13 protein-coding genes are annotated in these 16,378 nt (G+C 72.1%); 8 read left to right on the forward strand and 5 right to left on the reverse strand.

The window, feature by feature from the left end:
• Positions 1 to 11: 11 nt before the first annotated feature.
• On the forward strand, positions 12 to 1,685 hold the full coding sequence (locus B5D60_RS09100; RefSeq protein WP_078699853.1) for an FAD-dependent oxidoreductase: 1,674 nt from the start codon (positions 12 to 14) through the stop codon (positions 1,683 to 1,685).
• A 124-nt stretch (positions 1,686 to 1,809) separates the two neighbouring features.
• Here the strand turns inward: B5D60_RS09100 and B5D60_RS09105 are convergent, their stop codons facing one another.
• From B5D60_RS09105 to B5D60_RS09120, 4 genes are all read right to left on the reverse strand, one after another.
• Positions 1,810 to 4,239 carry an ABC transporter permease gene (locus tag B5D60_RS09105; protein WP_078699854.1) on the reverse strand — a complete coding sequence of 810 codons (2,430 nt, stop codon included), beginning with the start codon at positions 4,237 to 4,239 and terminating at the stop codon, positions 1,810 to 1,812.
• Positions 4,236 to 5,012: an ABC transporter ATP-binding protein gene (locus tag B5D60_RS09110; RefSeq protein ID WP_153302953.1), complete on the reverse strand. Its 777-nt coding sequence runs from the start codon at positions 5,010 to 5,012 to the stop codon at positions 4,236 to 4,238. The genes B5D60_RS09105 and B5D60_RS09110 overlap by 4 nt, the downstream gene beginning before the upstream one ends.
• Positions 5,013 to 5,188: 176 nt before the next feature.
• Positions 5,189 to 5,869, reverse strand: coding sequence for a response regulator (locus B5D60_RS09115; protein WP_078699855.1), 681 nt, complete (start codon positions 5,867 to 5,869; stop codon positions 5,189 to 5,191).
• Entirely contained in the window at positions 5,839 to 7,032 is a 1,194-nt protein-coding gene (locus B5D60_RS09120) for a sensor histidine kinase (RefSeq protein ID WP_078699857.1), read from the reverse strand. Before B5D60_RS09120 ends, B5D60_RS09115 begins: the two co-directional genes overlap by 31 nt.
• Positions 7,033 to 7,216: 184 nt before the next feature.
• Here B5D60_RS09120 and dnaK point away from each other — a divergent pair, with 184 nt between their 5' ends.
• The 4 genes from dnaK (at position 7,217) to B5D60_RS09140 (ending at position 11,329) form a co-directional block, all read left to right on the forward strand.
• Complete coding sequence (gene dnaK, locus B5D60_RS09125) at positions 7,217 to 9,058, forward strand: molecular chaperone DnaK (protein WP_078699858.1); 1,842 nt, start codon at positions 7,217 to 7,219, stop codon at positions 9,056 to 9,058.
• Positions 9,055 to 9,630: a nucleotide exchange factor GrpE gene (locus B5D60_RS09130; RefSeq protein WP_078699860.1), complete on the forward strand. Its 576-nt coding sequence runs from the start codon at positions 9,055 to 9,057 to the stop codon at positions 9,628 to 9,630. Before dnaK ends, B5D60_RS09130 begins: the two co-directional genes overlap by 4 nt.
• Positions 9,631 to 9,768: 138 nt before the next feature.
• The gene (dnaJ, locus tag B5D60_RS09135) at positions 9,769 to 10,875 is read left to right on the forward strand and encodes a molecular chaperone DnaJ (protein ID WP_078699861.1); all 1,107 of its coding nucleotides are present in this window, start codon (positions 9,769 to 9,771) and stop codon (positions 10,873 to 10,875) included.
• 79 nt (positions 10,876 to 10,954) lie between these two features.
• The gene (locus B5D60_RS09140) at positions 10,955 to 11,329 is read left to right on the forward strand and encodes a heat shock protein transcriptional repressor HspR (protein WP_078699862.1); all 375 of its coding nucleotides are present in this window, start codon (positions 10,955 to 10,957) and stop codon (positions 11,327 to 11,329) included.
• A gap of 61 nt (positions 11,330 to 11,390) precedes the next feature.
• On the opposite strand, the gene B5D60_RS09145 is transcribed toward B5D60_RS09140, so the two are convergent.
• Positions 11,391 to 12,035 (reverse strand): hypothetical protein, encoded by a 645-nt coding sequence (locus tag B5D60_RS09145; RefSeq protein ID WP_153302954.1) that lies wholly within the window; start codon positions 12,033 to 12,035, stop codon positions 11,391 to 11,393.
• 134 nt (positions 12,036 to 12,169) lie between these two features.
• Between B5D60_RS09145 and B5D60_RS09150 the strand changes: the two genes are divergently transcribed.
• The 3 genes from B5D60_RS09150 (at position 12,170) to ppc (ending at position 16,335) form a co-directional block, all read left to right on the forward strand.
• Entirely contained in the window at positions 12,170 to 13,213 is a 1,044-nt protein-coding gene (locus B5D60_RS09150; RefSeq protein WP_078699865.1) for a M4 family metallopeptidase, read from the forward strand.
• Complete coding sequence (locus tag B5D60_RS09155; protein WP_078699867.1) at positions 13,174 to 13,458, forward strand: protealysin inhibitor emfourin; 285 nt, start codon at positions 13,174 to 13,176, stop codon at positions 13,456 to 13,458. Before B5D60_RS09150 ends, B5D60_RS09155 begins: the two co-directional genes overlap by 40 nt.
• Positions 13,459 to 13,548: 90 nt before the next feature.
• Positions 13,549 to 16,335, forward strand: a complete 2,787-nt coding sequence (gene ppc, locus B5D60_RS09160) for a phosphoenolpyruvate carboxylase (RefSeq protein WP_078699869.1) — start codon at positions 13,549 to 13,551, stop codon at positions 16,333 to 16,335.
• Positions 16,336 to 16,378: the final 43 nt, after the last annotated feature.

The following is a 16,378-nucleotide window of genomic DNA, read 5'->3' on the forward strand; positions in this document are numbered from 1 at the left end:
GGTGAGGTCGCGTGAGCGATTTCGACTACGACGTGGCGATCGTCGGATCCGGGTTCGGCGGCAGCGTCACGGCGTTGCGGCTGCGGGAGAAGGGCTACTCCGTCGTCGTGCTCGAGGCCGGCCGCCGCTTCGCCGACCACGAGTTCGCCACCTCGTCGTGGGACGTGCGCCGCTACCTGTGGGCGCCGTGGGCCCGGTGCTTCGGGATCCTGAGGCTCACCCCGCTGCGTGACGTCCTCATCGCGAGCGGCGCGGGCGTGGGCGGCGGGTCGCTGGTCTACGCCAACACGCTGTACCAGCCCGGCGACGAGTACTTCGAGGACTCGCGCTGGGCCCACATCACCGACTGGAGGGCCGAGCTGGAGCCGCACTTCGACCAGGCGAGGCGGATGCTCGGCGTCGTCACGTACCCGGGTTCCACCGAGGCCGACCGCTTGATGGCCGAGGTCGCGGAGGAGCTGGGCGTGGCCGAGACGGTGCACCCCGCCGACGTCGGCGTGCTGTTCGCCGAGCGGCCGGCACTGCCGCTCGCCGACCCGTTCTTCGGAGGACGGGGCCCGGACCGCACGTCCTGCACCGAGTGCGGCGCCTGCCTGACGGGGTGCCGGGTCGGCGCCAAGAACACGCTCGTGAAGAACTACCTGTACCTGGCCGAGCAGGCCGGGGTGGAGGTCCGCCCGTTGACGACCGTGACCGACGTGCGTCCTCTCCGAGGCGGCTACCGCGTGTCCACGCGAGGTACCGGGACTCCGTGGAAGCGAGGTCGCCTGACGGCCGAGCAGGTGGTCTTCTCGGGCAACTCGCTCAACACGCAGGACCTGCTCCACCGCCTGCGGCGTCGCTCGCTGCCCCGGATGTCTCCGCTGCTCGGCACGCTGGCGCGGACCAACTCGGAGTCCGTGCTGTCCGCGCGCGACGGCGACCGCCGCGCCGACCACACGCCGGGCCTCGCGATCACCTCGTCGTTCCACCCCGACCCGCAGACGCACGTCGAGCCCGTCCGGTACGGCCCCGGCTCCGGGCTGATCGGACTGCTGAACGCGCACCTCGTCGATCCGGTCGAGGGGGTTCCCCGGTGGCGTGCCACGCTGCGGACCTACCGCCGGCTGGGGGTGCGGAAGGCGTTCCGCCTCCACGACCCGCGGCGCTGGGCCGAGCAGTCGATCGTGATCCTGACGATGCAGACCCTCGACAACTCGGTCACGACCTTTCTCAGGCGCCGGCCGTGGGGGCTGAGGATGACCACGCGCGAGGGGATCGGCGAGCCGAGCCCCGAGTGGATCCCCGTCTCGCACCGGGTGGCCCGGAGCCTCGCCCGGCGGGTGGGCGGGGTGGCCGGTGGCTCGGTGGCCGACCTCGTGGGCGTGCCGGTCACGGCCCACTTCATCGGCGGCTGCGTCATCGGAGCGACGGCCGAGGAGGGCGTGGTCGACCCGTACCAGCGGCTCTTCGGCCACCCCGGCCTGCACGTGGTCGACGGCTCGACGATCAGCGCCAACCTCGGTGTGAACCCCGCCCTGACGATCACCGCGCAGGCCGAGCGCGCGCTGTCGTTCTGGCCCAACCGCGGCGAGCCCGACGCCCGCCCGGCGCTCGGCGAGCCCTACCGTCGTCTCGCCGCCGTGCCGCCGCGCGACCCGCAGGTGCCGGCCGGCGCCGGCGGCGAGCTGCGCTGGGCCCGCTGATCCGGCGGTCCTGACGCCGCGTCGCGCAGACCGGGGTCGCGAGTGGCGCAAGAACGCCCGCCACTCGGCGAGTGGCGGGCGAATCTGCGCCACTCGCCGAAGTCCCGGGAGTGGCGAGGGCGGCTCAGTCGAGCGTCAGTCCCTCGGCCGGCATGACGCGGGAGCCGCGGCGGGCTGGAAGCGTGGCCGCGGCCAGTCCGGCGGCCGTCGCGACGACGAGCACGGCAGCCAGCTGGCCCCACGGCACGACCAGGCGGGCGTCGGGCATCACGTCGGCCACCACGGTGGCCACGCCGAACGTCGCGTAGACCGTGCCCAGCACGACGCCCATGACCGACGCGACGAGCGCCAGCAGCATCCCCTCGGCGGCCAGCACGCGGCTCAGGCCGCGGCGGGTCAGCCCGAGGGCCCGCATGAGGGCGTGCTCGCGGGACCGCTCCAGGATGGAGAGCCCGACGGTGTTCGCGATCCCCACCAGGGCGATGAGGATGCCCACGCCCAGGAGGCCGAGGACCGCCCACACCATCACGTCCAGCTGGGTCGCGACCCACTGCTGGTCCTGGAGGTTGTTGGCGACCTCCCCGTCTGCGCCGCGGGTGAGCGCACCGAGCGCGCCTCCGAGCTCGTCCGCGTCGGCGCCGTCCTCGGCCAGGACCCACAGGACGCGCACGGCGGCATCCGGTGCCAGCTGCTCGAGTGCGCCGGTGGGGACGATCGCCGCCTGACCCCACTGGGAGCCGACGACGCGGGTCGCCAGGGTGACCTCGCCGCCACCGCCGCGCAGGGTGAGCTCGTCCGGCACGCCGTCGGCGAAGCCCTGCGCCACCGCGGCGGGGATGAGCACCTCGTCCACCTTCGCCATCGTGGCTGCCGGGTCCAGCGTGGCGGCGCGATCGGCCTTGCTCGCGGCGATCACGGTGAGCGGCCCTGCCTCGGATGCGACGGTCGCCCCCTTCACGCCCCGGACGTCGGCGACGTCGGGGACCGCGCGGACCGCCTCCACGAGATCTGGGTCGAACGCCCGCGCTCCGCTCACGGCGAAGTCGACCGGGTACTCCGCGTCCATCTCGGTCGTCACGGCGTCACGGGCGCTGGCCATGCCCGTGAGGATCGCCGTCGCCAGGGTGACGCCGACGAGCAGCGAGGCCGTGGTCGCGGCGCTGCGGCGCGGGTGGCGCACGGCGTTCGCCGCGGCGACCCGGAACGGCCCACCGGCGGGGCCGACCCGTCCGAGGAGCTGCAGCAGCTGCGGCACGACGACGGGCCCGAGCAGGAGCACGCCGACGAACGAGGCCATCCCGCCGGCCAGCATCAGCGGCATCGAGGAGGCCCAGACCGCCACGCCGAGCGCCGCGAAGCCCGCGAGCGTCGTCAGGAGGCCGAAGGCGATGCGGACCCGGCCAGCGGTCGTGCGGGAGGTCGGATCGGCGGCGGGTCGCAACGCCGCCAGCGGGCTGACGCGCACCACGGCACGAGTCGGCAGCCAGGCGGCGACGATCGTCGTGAGCACGCCGCCGACGAAGGCGGCGACCAGCCAGGTCGGCGAGTGCGTGACGGGCCCGAAGGCCTCGTCGCCGGCGAAGGCGCGGATGATCCAGCCGAGGAGCCGGCCCGCGACGATGCCCGCCACGACGCCGGTCGCACCGGCGACGAGGGCCAGCACGAGCGCTTCGGCGCGCACCGACCTCAGGACCTGCCGGCCCGTCGCGCCGACGCACCGCAGCAGGGCGAAGTCGCGGCCGCGCTGGGCGAACAGGATCGTGAAGGTGTTCGCGATGACGAGCACGGCGACGAAGCCGGCGATCGCCGCGAAGAGGAGCAGCAGGTACGACAGCACGTCGACGCCCTGGTTCATCAGCACGATCCGGGCGTCCACGTAGTCGTCGCGGGTCTGCACCGGCGACTCGGCAACGGCGGTGAGCGCCTCCTGTGCCCCGGCCACGTCGTCGCCCAGCACGTCGTAGGCGACGGCGTCGGGGATCGCCAGGCCGACCGCGGACATGGCGGGCCACGTGATGTCGATGTCCGCGTCGAGGTAGCTGGAAGGGCTGGTGAGACCGACGACGGTGACGTCCACCGTGTCACGGCCGACCCCCACGGTCAGGCGGTCGCCGACGGCGAGTCCCTTCGCCTTCGCGGTGTCGGTGGACACGAGCGCCTCGCGGTCGGAGCTGGGGGCGCGACCGCTCGCCAGCTCCTGGGAGCGGAGCCGGGGGTCGAGCGCGACCGTGCCGACCGGGACGTCGTCCCCGAGGGATCCCTCGGGCCCCTCGACCGTGGTCCACAGCGAGCCGATGACGGCGGCGCGATCACCGCGGCTCTCGGCCACCCGCAGCACCCGGTCGGGGTCGGTCTCGGAGATCCCGTACTCCTCGCCCACGACGAGGTCGGCCTGCGGGTAGGCGGCCTCCACGCTCGCGGCGACACCGCTGCGGGCGCCCGAGCCGATGGCGTCGATCACGACGACGAACGCCACCGCGATCGCCACGGCGACGAGCGCCGAGACGTAGCGCCGGGTGTGGGTCCGCAGCGACGCGAACAGGACGGTCCTCATCGGTCACCGCCCTCGAGGGCGTGCACGATCTCGTCGCGCGAGGGGGTCTCGAGGTGGGCGCGGACGCGGCCGTCGGCCAGCACCACCACGTCGTCGGCGTAGGCTGCCGCGTCGAGCTCGTGCGTGACCATGACGACGGTGTGGCCCATCTCGATCACGCTGCGCCGCAGGTAGGACAGCACCTCGGACGACGCGGTGCTGTCGAGGTTGCCGGTGGGCTCGTCGGCGAAGACCACGTCGGCGTCCGCAGCGAGCGCGCGGGCGATCGCGACCCGCTGCTGCTGACCGCCCGAGAGCTCGCCGGGGCGGTGGTCGAGACGATCGCGCAGGCCGAGCACGTCGATGACCTGCTCGATCCGCTCGGTGGCGCCGGGCTCGAGGCGGCGGCCGGCCAGCTCGAAGGGCAGCATGATGTTCTGCCGCGCGGTCAGCATCGGCAGCAGGTTGAACGCCTGGAAGACGAAGCCGAGGTGGTCGCGGCGGAAGTGCGTCAGCCGGTCGTCGTCGAGCGCCGTGATGTCGGTGCCCGCGATGGAGACCGTGCCCTCGGTGGGGCGGTCGAGGCCCGCGAGGCAGTGCATCAGCGTCGACTTGCCCGAGCCGGACGGGCCCATGATCGCGGTGAAGCGGCCGGGCGCCAGGTCGAGGTCGACCGAGCGCAGCGCGTGCACGGTGGTGTCGCCGTGACCGTAGGTCTTGGACAGTCCGCGCACGGACGCGGCGGGCATGACGCCGCGCTCGGTGGCGGCGCCGGGAAGGGAGGTCGAAGTCATGCCTCGACGCTATTTCCGGGACGGGGTCCGGGTCGTCGCCTCAGGGGCGGATCTTCGGCGTCCGCCCACGGTATGACGAGCGTCGTGGAGTCAGGCGAAGTTTCCCCTGTTAACAGGGGAAACCACCGCTTTGCGGGGAAAGTTTCCCCCGCATGGCGAGAGGAAACCCCGCACGGTCAGCCGACGAGGCCCGCCTCGAAGGCCAGCAGCACGAGGTGCACGCGGTCGCGCGACCCGGTCTTGGCGAGCAGGCGGCTCACGTGGGTCTTGACCGTGGCCTCCGAGACCACGAGCGTCGTGGCGATCTCGGGGTTGCTCAGTCCATGGGCGATCAGGCCGAGGACCTCACGCTCGCGCTCCGTGACACCGGCCAGTCGCTGGTCGGCGGCGCCCGAGGCGCGCGGGGCCGGTGCCGCCAGGAAGTGGTCGAGCAGCCGCCGGGTGGTCGAGGGGGCCACCACGGCGTCGCCCGCGTGCACGGCGCGGATCGCCGCGAGCAGGTCCGGGGGAGCGGCGTCCTTCAGCAGGAAGGCCGAGGCCCCGGCGCGGAGCGCGGCGAACGCGTACTCGTCGAGATCGAAGGTGGTCAGCACGATGACGCGGGGGCCGTCGTCGCCCGGCGCGATCCGGCGCGTGGCCTCCACGCCGTCGAGGCGCGGCATGCGCACGTCCATCAGGACGACGTCGGCCTCCACCTCGGCGAGCAGTCGCAGCGCCTCCTCGCCGTCGCCGGCCTCGCCCACCACCGTGAGGTCGTCCTGGCTCTCGACGAGCATCCGGAAGCCGGCGCGCACCATCTGCTGGTCGTCGACGAGCACCACCCGGATCACGTGGGGATCCTCGCACGCACGGCCCATCCGCCGCCGGGCGCGGGCCCGACCTCGAGGGTGCCGTCGTGCACCTCCACCCGCTCGCGCATGCCCAGCAGCCCGAGGCCACCGGAACCGTCGGCGGAGGAGCCTCGACCGTCGTCGACGACCTCGATGTCCAGGGCGTCGTCGGTCGCCACGAGGCGCACGACCGCGCGCGCGTGCGGGCCCGCGTGCTTCCGGACATTGGTGAGGGACTCCTGCACGAGGCGGTAGGCGGTCAGCGCGACGCCGTCGGGTACCGAGGGCGCGGGGTCGGGGAGGTCGAGCTCGACGTGATCGTCGGCCGTGACGAGCGAGGGGATGTCCTCGAGCCGGGGCTGCGGCGCCAGGGTGGGGTCCTCGCCGCCGCGCAGGAGGCCGAGCAGCCGGCGCATCTCGGTGAGCGCGTCCCGGCCGACCGACGCCACGGTGCCCAAGGTCTCGACCGCGACCTGGGGGTCCTTCTCCGCGGCGTACCGCGCGCCGTCGGCCTGCACGATCACCACCGAGAGCCCGTGCGCGACGACGTCGTGCATCTCCCGGGCGATCCGGGTGCGCTCCTCTGCGGCGGCCAGCACCGCGCGCTGCTCGGCCTCGAGCGCCAGCTGACGGCCACGCTCGACGAGGCTCGCCTCGTAGGCGCGCCGGATCCGCGCCTGGCTGCCGAGCGCCCAGGCGGCCAGGACGATCGCGGCGATGGTGAAGAAGTAGGGCGACAGGTCGTCCAGCCCGATGTCGTAGTCGACATACTCCAGACCCGGCGGATACGCCGCGATCTGCTCGGACGTCCACACCCACGAGGCGACGGCCGCTCCGCAGATCCCCACGCCGAGGCCCACGAGGGCGGCCCGGCCCGAGCTGTAGCGCGCCAGCGCGTACAAGGCCGCGGGGAACGCGACCTGGCCCCACGTGGGGATGTCGTAGGTCGCGGCCTGCAGCACGCTGGCCGCGGCGACGAACCCGAACACGAGCGCGGAGTGACGGCGGCGCCAGAACAACGGCACGGTCTGCAGCAGCGACAGCGTCAGCGCCCACAGCGACTGCCCGGCCAGCACGGCGAGGGGGAAGGACGGCAGCACGAGCGCGGTGGCGAAGGCGAGGTCGAAGAGCCGCGTCGCCCGCGGTCCCAGGCGCCACGGCCCCGCGGGCGCGATCCGGCTCTCGTCCATGGGCCCGAGCCTAGGGGCGCCCAGGGCACGCGTCGTCAGACCAGGGTCTGGTCCTCAAACTCTCGACCGGAGGGGGAATGGAACCGTCTTGATCGAAGTTGATAACGTATGACTCAAGTCTTTTGACCCACAGTTTTCAAGGCACAGATTTCAAGCAGAGACACTGCGATCCTCAGGAGGAACCATGGCCCGTGCAGTCGGCATCGACCTCGGCACGACGAACTCCGTCGTGGCCGTGCTCGAAGGTGGAGAGCCCACCGTCATCGCGAACGCCGAAGGCGCTCGCACCACCCCGTCTGTCGTCGCGTTCGCGAAGGACGGTGAGGTCCTGACCGGCGAGGTCGCCAAGCGTCAGGGCGTCACGAACGTCGACCGCACCATCCGCTCGGTCAAGCGCCACATGGGCACCGACTGGTCGGTCGAGATCGACGACAAGAAGTTCAACCCCCAGCAGATCAGCGCCTTCGTGCTGCAGAAGCTCAAGCGCGACGCCGAGGCCTACCTGGGCGAGCCCGTCACCGACGCGGTCATCACCGTGCCGGCGTACTTCAACGACCACCAGCGCCAGGCCACCAAGGAGGCCGGCGAGATCGCGGGCCTCAACGTGAGCCGCATCATCAACGAGCCCACCGCGGCCGCGCTGGCGTACGGCCTCGACAAGGGCGACGACCAGACGATCCTGGTGTTCGACCTCGGCGGCGGCACGTTCGACGTGTCCCTGCTCGAGATCGGCGATGGCGTCATCGAGGTCAAGGCCACCAGCGGTGACAACCACCTCGGCGGCGACGACTGGGACAACGCGGTCGTCGACTGGCTCGTCAACAAGTTCAAGGCGTCCACGGGCGTCGACCTGACCAAGGACAAGATGGCGATGCCGCGCATCCGCGAGGCCGCCGAGCGCGCGAAGATCGAGCTCTCCAGCTCGTCCTCGACGTCGATCAACCTGCCCTACATCACGGTCGTCGACGGCAACCCCGTCTTCCTCGACGAGACGCTGACCCGCGCCGAGTTCGAGAAGATCACGGCCGACCTGCTCGAGCGCACCAAGGCGCCGTTCAACAACGTCATCCGTGACGCGGGCGTCACCGTCAAGGACATCGACCACGTCGTGCTCGTGGGCGGCTCCACCCGCATGCCCGCGGTGTCCGAGCTCGTGAAGACCCTCACCGGTGGTCAGGACCCCAACAAGGGCGTCAACCCCGACGAGGTCGTCGCCATCGGCGCCAGCCTGCAGGCCGGCGTGCTGAAGGGCGAGGTCAAGGACGTCCTGCTGCTCGACGTGACCCCGCTGTCGCTGGGCATCGAGACCAAGGGCGGCGTCATGACGAAGCTCATCGAGCGCAACACGACGATCCCGACCAAGCGCTCCGAGGTCTTCACGACTGCCGACGACAACCAGCCGTCCGTGGCGATCCAGGTGTACCAGGGCGAGCGCGAGATGGCCGCCGGCAACCAGCTGCTGGCCACGTTCGAGCTCACCGGCCTGCCGCCCGCGCCGCGCGGCGTCCCGCAGATCGAGGTCACGTTCGACATCGACGCCAACGGCATCGTGAACGTCTCGGCGAAGGACCGTGGCACGGGCAAGGAGCAGTCGATGACGATCACCGGCGGCTCCGCGCTGTCCAAGGACGACATCGACAAGATGGTCAAGGACGCCGAGGAGTACGCCGAGGAGGACCGCAAGCGCCGCGAGTCCGTCGAGGTCCGCAACCAGGCCGAGACGCTCGTGCACTCGACCGAGAAGTTCCTGGCCGAGAACGGCGACAAGGTCGGCGACGACGTCAAGACCGAGGTCCAGGCCGACGTCGACGCGCTGAAGACGGCCCTCGGGGGCGACGACACCGACGCCATCCAGGCGGCCGTCACGAAGCTGGGCACCTCCAGCTCGAAGATGGGCGAGGCGATGTACGCCGCCGCGGCGGCCGAGGCAGGCGCCGAGGGCGCTGCCCCGACCGGCGACGCCCCGGCCGATGACGACGACGTCGTCGAGGCCGAGATCGTCGACGACGAGGGCGAGCAGAAGTGACCGAGAAGCCGTTCGACGACGAGGCGACCTCCCCCGAGGGGGAGGCGCCCGCCGCCGGCACCGATCAGGAGCAGGTCTCCGAGGAGGCCGCTCCCGATCCGGTCGCCGAGCTCGAGGCGAAGGTCGCCGAGCTGACGAACGACCTCCAGCGCAAGCAGGCGGAGTTCATCAACTACAAGCGACGGGTCGAGGACGATCGCGTCCGCGCGGTCGAGACGGGCAAGCAGAAGGTCCTCACGGAGCTGCTGACGGTGCTCGACGACCTCGGCCGCGCCGAGGAGCACGGTGAGCTGACCGGCGGCTTCAAGGCCGTGGCCGACCAGCTGCGCGGCACGGTGGGCAAGTTCGACCTGGTCTCGTTCGGCGAGGCCGGCGAGCCGTTCGACCCGAACCTGCACGAGGCGGTCTTCCACGCGGGCGAGGACCCGAACGTGGCGGTCCAGAGCATCGCGCAGGTCATGCGTACCGGCTACCGCGTCGGCGACCGCGTCCTGCGGCCCGCCGTGGTCGGCGTCGTCGACCCCGGTGTCGCCGCCGAGGCCACCGAGCAGCCGGTCTCGCCGGAAGACTGACGCATGATCTCGATACACCGTCTCGCTTCGCTCGCCGGCACTCGCTCGCCGAGCAAGCAGTCCGGTGATCGAGTAGTTCGCGAGCGCTGCGAGCGGCGTATCGAGATCACGAAGGAACACGAGAGGGAGGAGGGGTGAATGAGCGCACCGACTGACTGGGCGACGAAGGACTTCTACGCGGTCCTGGGCGTCAAGAAGGATGCCTCGGCCGACGAGATCAAGAAGGCGTACCGCAAGCTGGCGCGGGACCACCACCCCGACTCCAACCCCGGCAACACCCAGGCCGAGGAGCGCTTCAAGGCGATCTCCGAGGCCTACGGGGTCGTCGGCAACGCCGATAAGCGCAAGCAGTACGACGAGCAGCGGTCGCTGTTCGGCCAGTTCAAGGGCGGCTTCCCGCCCGGCGGTGGCGGCGGCTCGTACGGGAACGCCGGGGTCGACTTCGACCTCAGCGACATCCTCGGCGGCATCTTCGGCGGGGGTGCGCGCGGCGGGCGTCGTCGCGCGCCGCAGCCGCGCCGCGGTGACGACCTCGAGACCGAGGCGACGATCACCTTCCGGCAGGCCGTCGAGGGCGTCACGCTCCCGCTGCGGCTCACGAGCGACGAGCCGTGCACGATGTGCCACGGCACGGGCGCCAAGCCCGGCACCGTCCCGAAGGTGTGCGGCAACTGCCAGGGCAGTGGCATGCAGACCGGTGCCTCCGGCGGCGTCTTCGCGATGACCGAGCCCTGCTCGCAGTGCCGCGGTCGCGGGCTGATCGTCGAGCATCCGTGCGAGGTCTGCACGGGATCCGGGCGCGCGCCGTCCAGCCGCACGATCAACGTCAAGGTGCCCGCCGGCGTCAAGGACGGCCAGCGGATCAAGATCCGCGGCAAGGGCGCCAAGGGCGACACCGGAGCCCCCGCCGGCGACCTGTTCCTGCTCGTGCACGTCGAGGGCGACGAGCGCTTCGGGCGCAAGGGCGACGACCTCACCGTCACCGTGCCGCTGCCGTTCGACGACGCGGTGCTCGGCGGCGAGGTCAGCGCCCCCACGATCGACGGTCCGTCGGTCAAGCTCAAGGTGCCGCCGGGCACGCCCAACGGCCGCACGTTCCGTGCGCGCGGCAAGGGCGGCACGCGGCGCGACGGGTCGCGCGGCGACCTGCTGATCACGGTCGAGGTGCAGGTGCCCCACGAGCCGTCGCCCGACGAGCGGGCCGCGGTGGAGGCGTTCCGCGCCGCGAGGACGGGGAGTGCCTGATGAACGAGCGTCAGCGAGTGAGCATGGGGCACTTCATGGCGGTGCCGCCTCATCATTGTTTCCTCGGGGCGGTGCCGGCATGAACGACTTCATCCCTCCGGGTCCTGAGGCGAAGGTCTTCGTCATCAGCGTCGCGGCCGAGCTGTCGGGGCTGCACCCGCAGACCCTGCGCACCTACGACCGGATGGGTCTGGTCGAGGCGGGTCGCACGTCCGGCGGCGGCCGCCGGTACTCCCTGCGCGACGTCGAGCTGCTGCGGATGGTCGCGCACCTGACCGCCGAGGGACTAGGCCTGGAGGGCGTCAAGCGCGTCATCGCGCTGGAGAACCAGGTGGCCGCACTCCAGGCGAAGGTCGCCGAGCTGCAGGCCGAGCTGGTGCAGGCGCGCGCCCCGCAGAACCTGCCCGCGCTCTACGGCGGCCGGCAGGTCACCGTCTGGCGCCGCCAGCCCTGACCCGCCACTCGCGACCCCGGTCTGCGCCACTCGACGCCGCGTGCGCCCGGCCCCGGAGCCCTCACTCGTCGTCGGTGCGCTCCTCGCGCTCCTTGCGGGCGCGGTGCTTCTCGTACTCGCCGAGCGCGATGCCGCAGGCCACGACGAGCGGCACGATGATGCCCCACGGCAGGTCGGCGAGCCAGCCGAGGTCCCAGTCCGGGGTGATCCGCCGCAGCCAGTAGAACGGGTTGAGGTACTGGAGCCAGTCGGGCGGATCGATGTTCGGCAGGTCGACGTCGGGCAGCCACGACCAGTCGACGGCGGGCAGGAGCCGGCCCAGGATCGCCGACACGGCCGCTCCGATGCCCAGGAACCCGACGAGCGCGAACACCACGTGCCGTGCCGCGTAGACCTTCGGGTGAGACTCCTTCAGGTCGTACAGGCGGCGGGCGCGGGTGTCGGGCGGCGGGACGAACGGCACCCGGATCGGGCTCAGCTCCCGCTGCTCCACGAGGGTGACGGCGCGCAGGCGCTTCAGCCCGTTCTCGACCTTGACGTGCTCCACGCGGTCGTCCTCGCCGGGCAGCTCGAACTTCACGTCGTCGAGGGTGCCGAGCCGCTTGGATCCCACCTCGGTGCCGTCGACGGTGAGCGTTGCGGTGTGGTCGTCGTCCTCGTGCACAGCCAGGTCGCGACCGCGGTCGCGCAAGGTCCAGGAGGGCATGTCGGCACGCTAACCGGCGACCCGGCGTCGCCGGGACGACCGAACGGCTACTTCCGATGGCCAGATGGCGGGCACCGTCTCACGTGGCAGTCGTCGCCGCGCGCGATGTCGGTGCCGGGCCCTACGGTCGGGGCATGGAAACGATTCGGGGGATCGTCCCGCCCTACCTGCTCCGTCAGATCGCCTCGCTGGAGGACGACCGCTACGCCACGGCCGCCCGCGCGGCCCAGCACGCGCTGGCAGAGCGGCCCGCGCACGGCGCCCACAGCCATCCGTCGGCGCGCCCGCCGGCGGCCGACATGCCCTTGCGGCGCACGGTGCACGATGCCGAGAACCGCACCGAGCTGCCGGGTCGGGTGGTCCGCTCCGAAGGTGATCCCCCCACGGGCGACATCGCCGTCGACGAGGCCTACGACGGCTTCGGCGCCACCGACGGGCTGCTGCGCTCCGTGTACGGACGGCAGTCGATCGACGACGCCGGGCTGCCGCTGGCGGGCACCGTGCACTACGGCGTCGCCTACGACAACGCCTTCTGGGACGGCTCCCAGATGGTCTTCGGCGACGGCGACGGCGAGATCTTCGGGCGCTTCACGGCATCCCTCTCGGTCATCGGCCACGAGCTGGCGCACGGGCTGGTCGAGTACACCGCCGGGCTGGTCTACCGCGACCAGTCCGGGGCGCTCAACGAGTCCGTCGCCGACGTCTTCGGTGCCCTCGTCGAGCAGCATGCCGCCGGGCAGAGCGCCGACGAGGCGTCGTGGCTCATCGGGGAGGGCCTGTTCACCGCGGCGGTCGAGGGTCGCGCCCTGCGGTCGATGAGTGCGCCCGGCACCGCCTACGACGACGACGTCCTCGGCAAGGACCCGCAGCCGGCCCACATGGACGACTTCGTCGAGACCACGCAGGACAGCGGTGGCGTCCATCTCAACTCGGGCATCCCGAACAAGGCGTTCCACCTCGTCGCCACCGCACTGGGCGGCAACGCCTGGGAGGTCGCCGGCCGGATCTGGTACGAGACCCTGCTGGGCGAGCTGTCCCCGCGGGCGACGTTCGAGCAGTTCGCGCGGGCCACGGTGGCGGTCGCCGAAAACCACGACGCTGCTGACGTGGTTCGCTCGGCGTGGCAGTCTGTGGGTGTATGGACGGAATCGACCAGCCCCTCCTCGTCGTCCGGGTGACCCGCACCGGCGGCTTCGCCGGGCTGCGCCGGCAGTGGGCGGTCGAGGCCACGTCCGAGGACGAGGCGCAGGCCTGGTGGCCGCTCGTCGAGGCGTGCCCGTGGGACGCCGCGCCCGGCGACGGCTACCCCGACGGCTTCGTCTACGAGGTGCAGGCCAACGATCGCGAGGCCACCCTGCCCGAGCGCCAGGTCGACGGCCCGTGGCGTGAGCTCGTCGACGCCGTCGTCCACCACGCGCCCTGAGCCGCACGTCACCCCCACGCCGCCACGGATCTGACTAGGCTGGTCGCGGGCAACGGCGCCCCACGACTTTCGCCAGCCGAGGGGAGCTCCATGACCGACTCCGAGTTCGATGCCATCGCCCGATCCAAGGACGACTCGCTGCGCACCGACGTGCGCCGCGTCGGCGACCTGCTGGGCCAGACCCTGCGGCGTCTGGAGGGTCAGCACCTCTTCGACCAGGTCGAGCTCGTGCGCGCCCAGGGCAAGGTCATCGAGGAGTCCGAGGACCCGGACGAGCGCCACGAGGCCGCCTCCCGGATCCGCGCGCTGCTCGCCGATCTCGACGCGCCCACGGTGGGCAAGCTCGTCCGGGCGTTCAGCGTCTACTTCAACCTCGCCAACGTGGCCGAGCAGGTGGCCCGCGTGCGCGGCATCGAGGCACGCCCCGACGACCAGGGCTGGCTGGCCCGTGCGATCGACGACATCGTCGCCGAGCAGGGCGTCGAGGCGCTGCGCGAGGGCATCGAGCGGATCGACGTGCGCGCGATCTTCACGGCCCACCCCACCGAGGTCAGTCGCCGCACCGTGCTGACGAAGCTGCGCCGGATCGCCGACATCCTCGTCGACTCCGCCGAGCCCGGCAGTCGGCGCCGGGCCGCGCAGGACCGCGACCTGGCCCAGCTGATCGACCTGATCTGGCAGACCGATGCCGTCCGCCGCACCCGGCCGACGCCGCTCGACGAGGCGCGCCACCTCGTGTTCTTCCTGCAGCAGATCCTCGAGGAGGCGCTGCCCGACATCGGCACCGACCTGGCCGACCGGCTCGCCGAGCACGGCATCGCCCTCGATCCCGCCCAGCGGCCGCTGTCGTTCGGTACCTGGATCGGCGGCGACCGCGACGGCAACCCGAACGTCACGCCCGAGGTCACGCTCAGCATCCTGCAGCTGCAGAACCGCATCGCCACCCGCATCGTCGACGCCAACCTCGACCTGCTGATCCGCGAGCTGTCGTCGTCCGACGAGCTCGTCGAGGTCAGTGCCGAGCTGACGAAGTCGCTCCAGGCCGACTTGGTCGCGCTGCCCGACCTCGACCCCCGGCTGCTGAGCGTGAACGCGCACGAGCCCTACCGGCTCAAGCTGTCGTGCGTGAAGCTCAAGGTCGCCAACTCGGCGACCCGCGTCGCCGAGGGGACCCCCCACGTCCCGGGCCGCGACTACGCCAACCGCGACGAGCTGCTGGCCGACCTGGCCGTGGTCGACGCGTCGCTGCGCGCGCACGGCGGCGAGCTGATCGCCGACCGGATGCTGGCGCGGGGGATCCGCGCCATCTCGTCGGTGGGCCTGCACCTGGCCACGATGGACATCCGCGAGCACGCCGAGGCCCACCACCACGCGCTCGCGCTCCTCTTCGACCGCCTCGACGAGTCCGAGACCTCGTACGACGACCTCAGCCGCGACGAGCGGTTCGCCCTGCTCTCGCGCGAGCTCGGCCGGCTGCGCCCGCTGGCCGCCGACCCGCCGTCGCTCGACGAGTGGGGCGCGCGCACGTACGGCGTCTTCGCCGCGGTCCGCGAGCTGAAGGAGGCCTTCGGCGAGGACGTCATCGAGTCCTACATCGTCTCCATGACCGTCAGCGGTGACGACCTGCTCGCGCCGGTCGTGCTGGCCCGGCAGGCCGGTCTGGTCGACCTCGTCGGCAGCGAGGAGACGCCGCCGTTCGCGCGGCTCGGCTTCGTGCCGCTGCTCGAGACGGTCGACGAGATCCGCCGGGCCGGCGACGTCCTCGACGAGCTGCTCTCGGACGACCAGTACCGCTCGCTCGTGCGCCTGCGCGGCGACCGGCAGGAGGTCATGCTCGGCTACTCCGACTCCAACAAGGCCGGCGGCATCACGACCTCGCAGTGGGAGCTGCACCGCGCGCAGCGGGCGCTGCGCGACGTGGCGCAGAAGCACGGCGTCACCCTGCGGCTGTTCCACGGCCGCGGCGGCACGGTGGGCCGCGGCGGCGGACCCACCTACGACGCGATCCTGGCCCAGCCGTACGGCGTGCTCACCGGTGACATCAAGTTCACCGAGCAGGGCGAGGTCATCAGCGACAAGTACTCGCTGCCGCGCCTCGGCCACGAGAACCTCGAGCTGTCGTTCGCTGCCGTGCTGGAGGCCTCCACGCTGCACCTGGAGGCCCGCACGCCGGCCGAGTCGATGCAGCAGTGGGACGACACGATGACCCAGGTCAGCGACGCCGCCTATGCCGCCTACCGCCGGCTGATCGACGCGCCAGGGCTCTTCGAGTACTTCCTCGCGTCCACCCCGGTCGACCAGCTGGGCGACCTCAACATCGGCTCACGCCCGTCACGGCGACCCGAGACCGGCGGCGGCATCGACGGCCTCCGCGCGATCCCGTGGGTGTTCGGCTGGACCCAGAGCCGCCAGATCGTGCCGGGCTGGTTCGGGGTCGGCAGCGGCCTGCGCGCCGCGCGCCTGGCCGGGAAGGGCGACGTGCTGGCCGAGATGCTCGACCAGTGGCACTTCTTCCGCACCTTCATCTCGAACGTGGAGATGACGCTGGCGAAGACCGACCTCGACGTCGCCGGGCACTACGTGAACACCCTCGTGCCGGCCGACCTGCGCCCGATCTTCGACCGCATCCGTGCCGAGCATGCGGTCACGGTGGAGGAGGTGCTGCGGGTCACCGGCGAGCGGCACGTCCTCGACGACCAGCCCGGCCTGCGCCGCACGCTCGAGGTGCGCGACGCGTACCTGCAGCCGATCTCATTCGCCCAGGTCGACCTGCTGGCCCGCTACCGCGAGGACCCCGACGCCGTCGACGAGGACATGCGCGCCGCGCTGCTGCAGACCGTCAACGGCATCGCCAACGGCCTGCGCAACACGGGCTGACGGGGGATCTCGATACGCCGCGACTGCGTCGCGAGCTACTCGA

Source organism: Aeromicrobium choanae (assembly GCF_900167475.1).
GTDB lineage: Bacteria > Actinomycetota > Actinomycetes > Propionibacteriales > Nocardioidaceae > Aeromicrobium > Aeromicrobium choanae.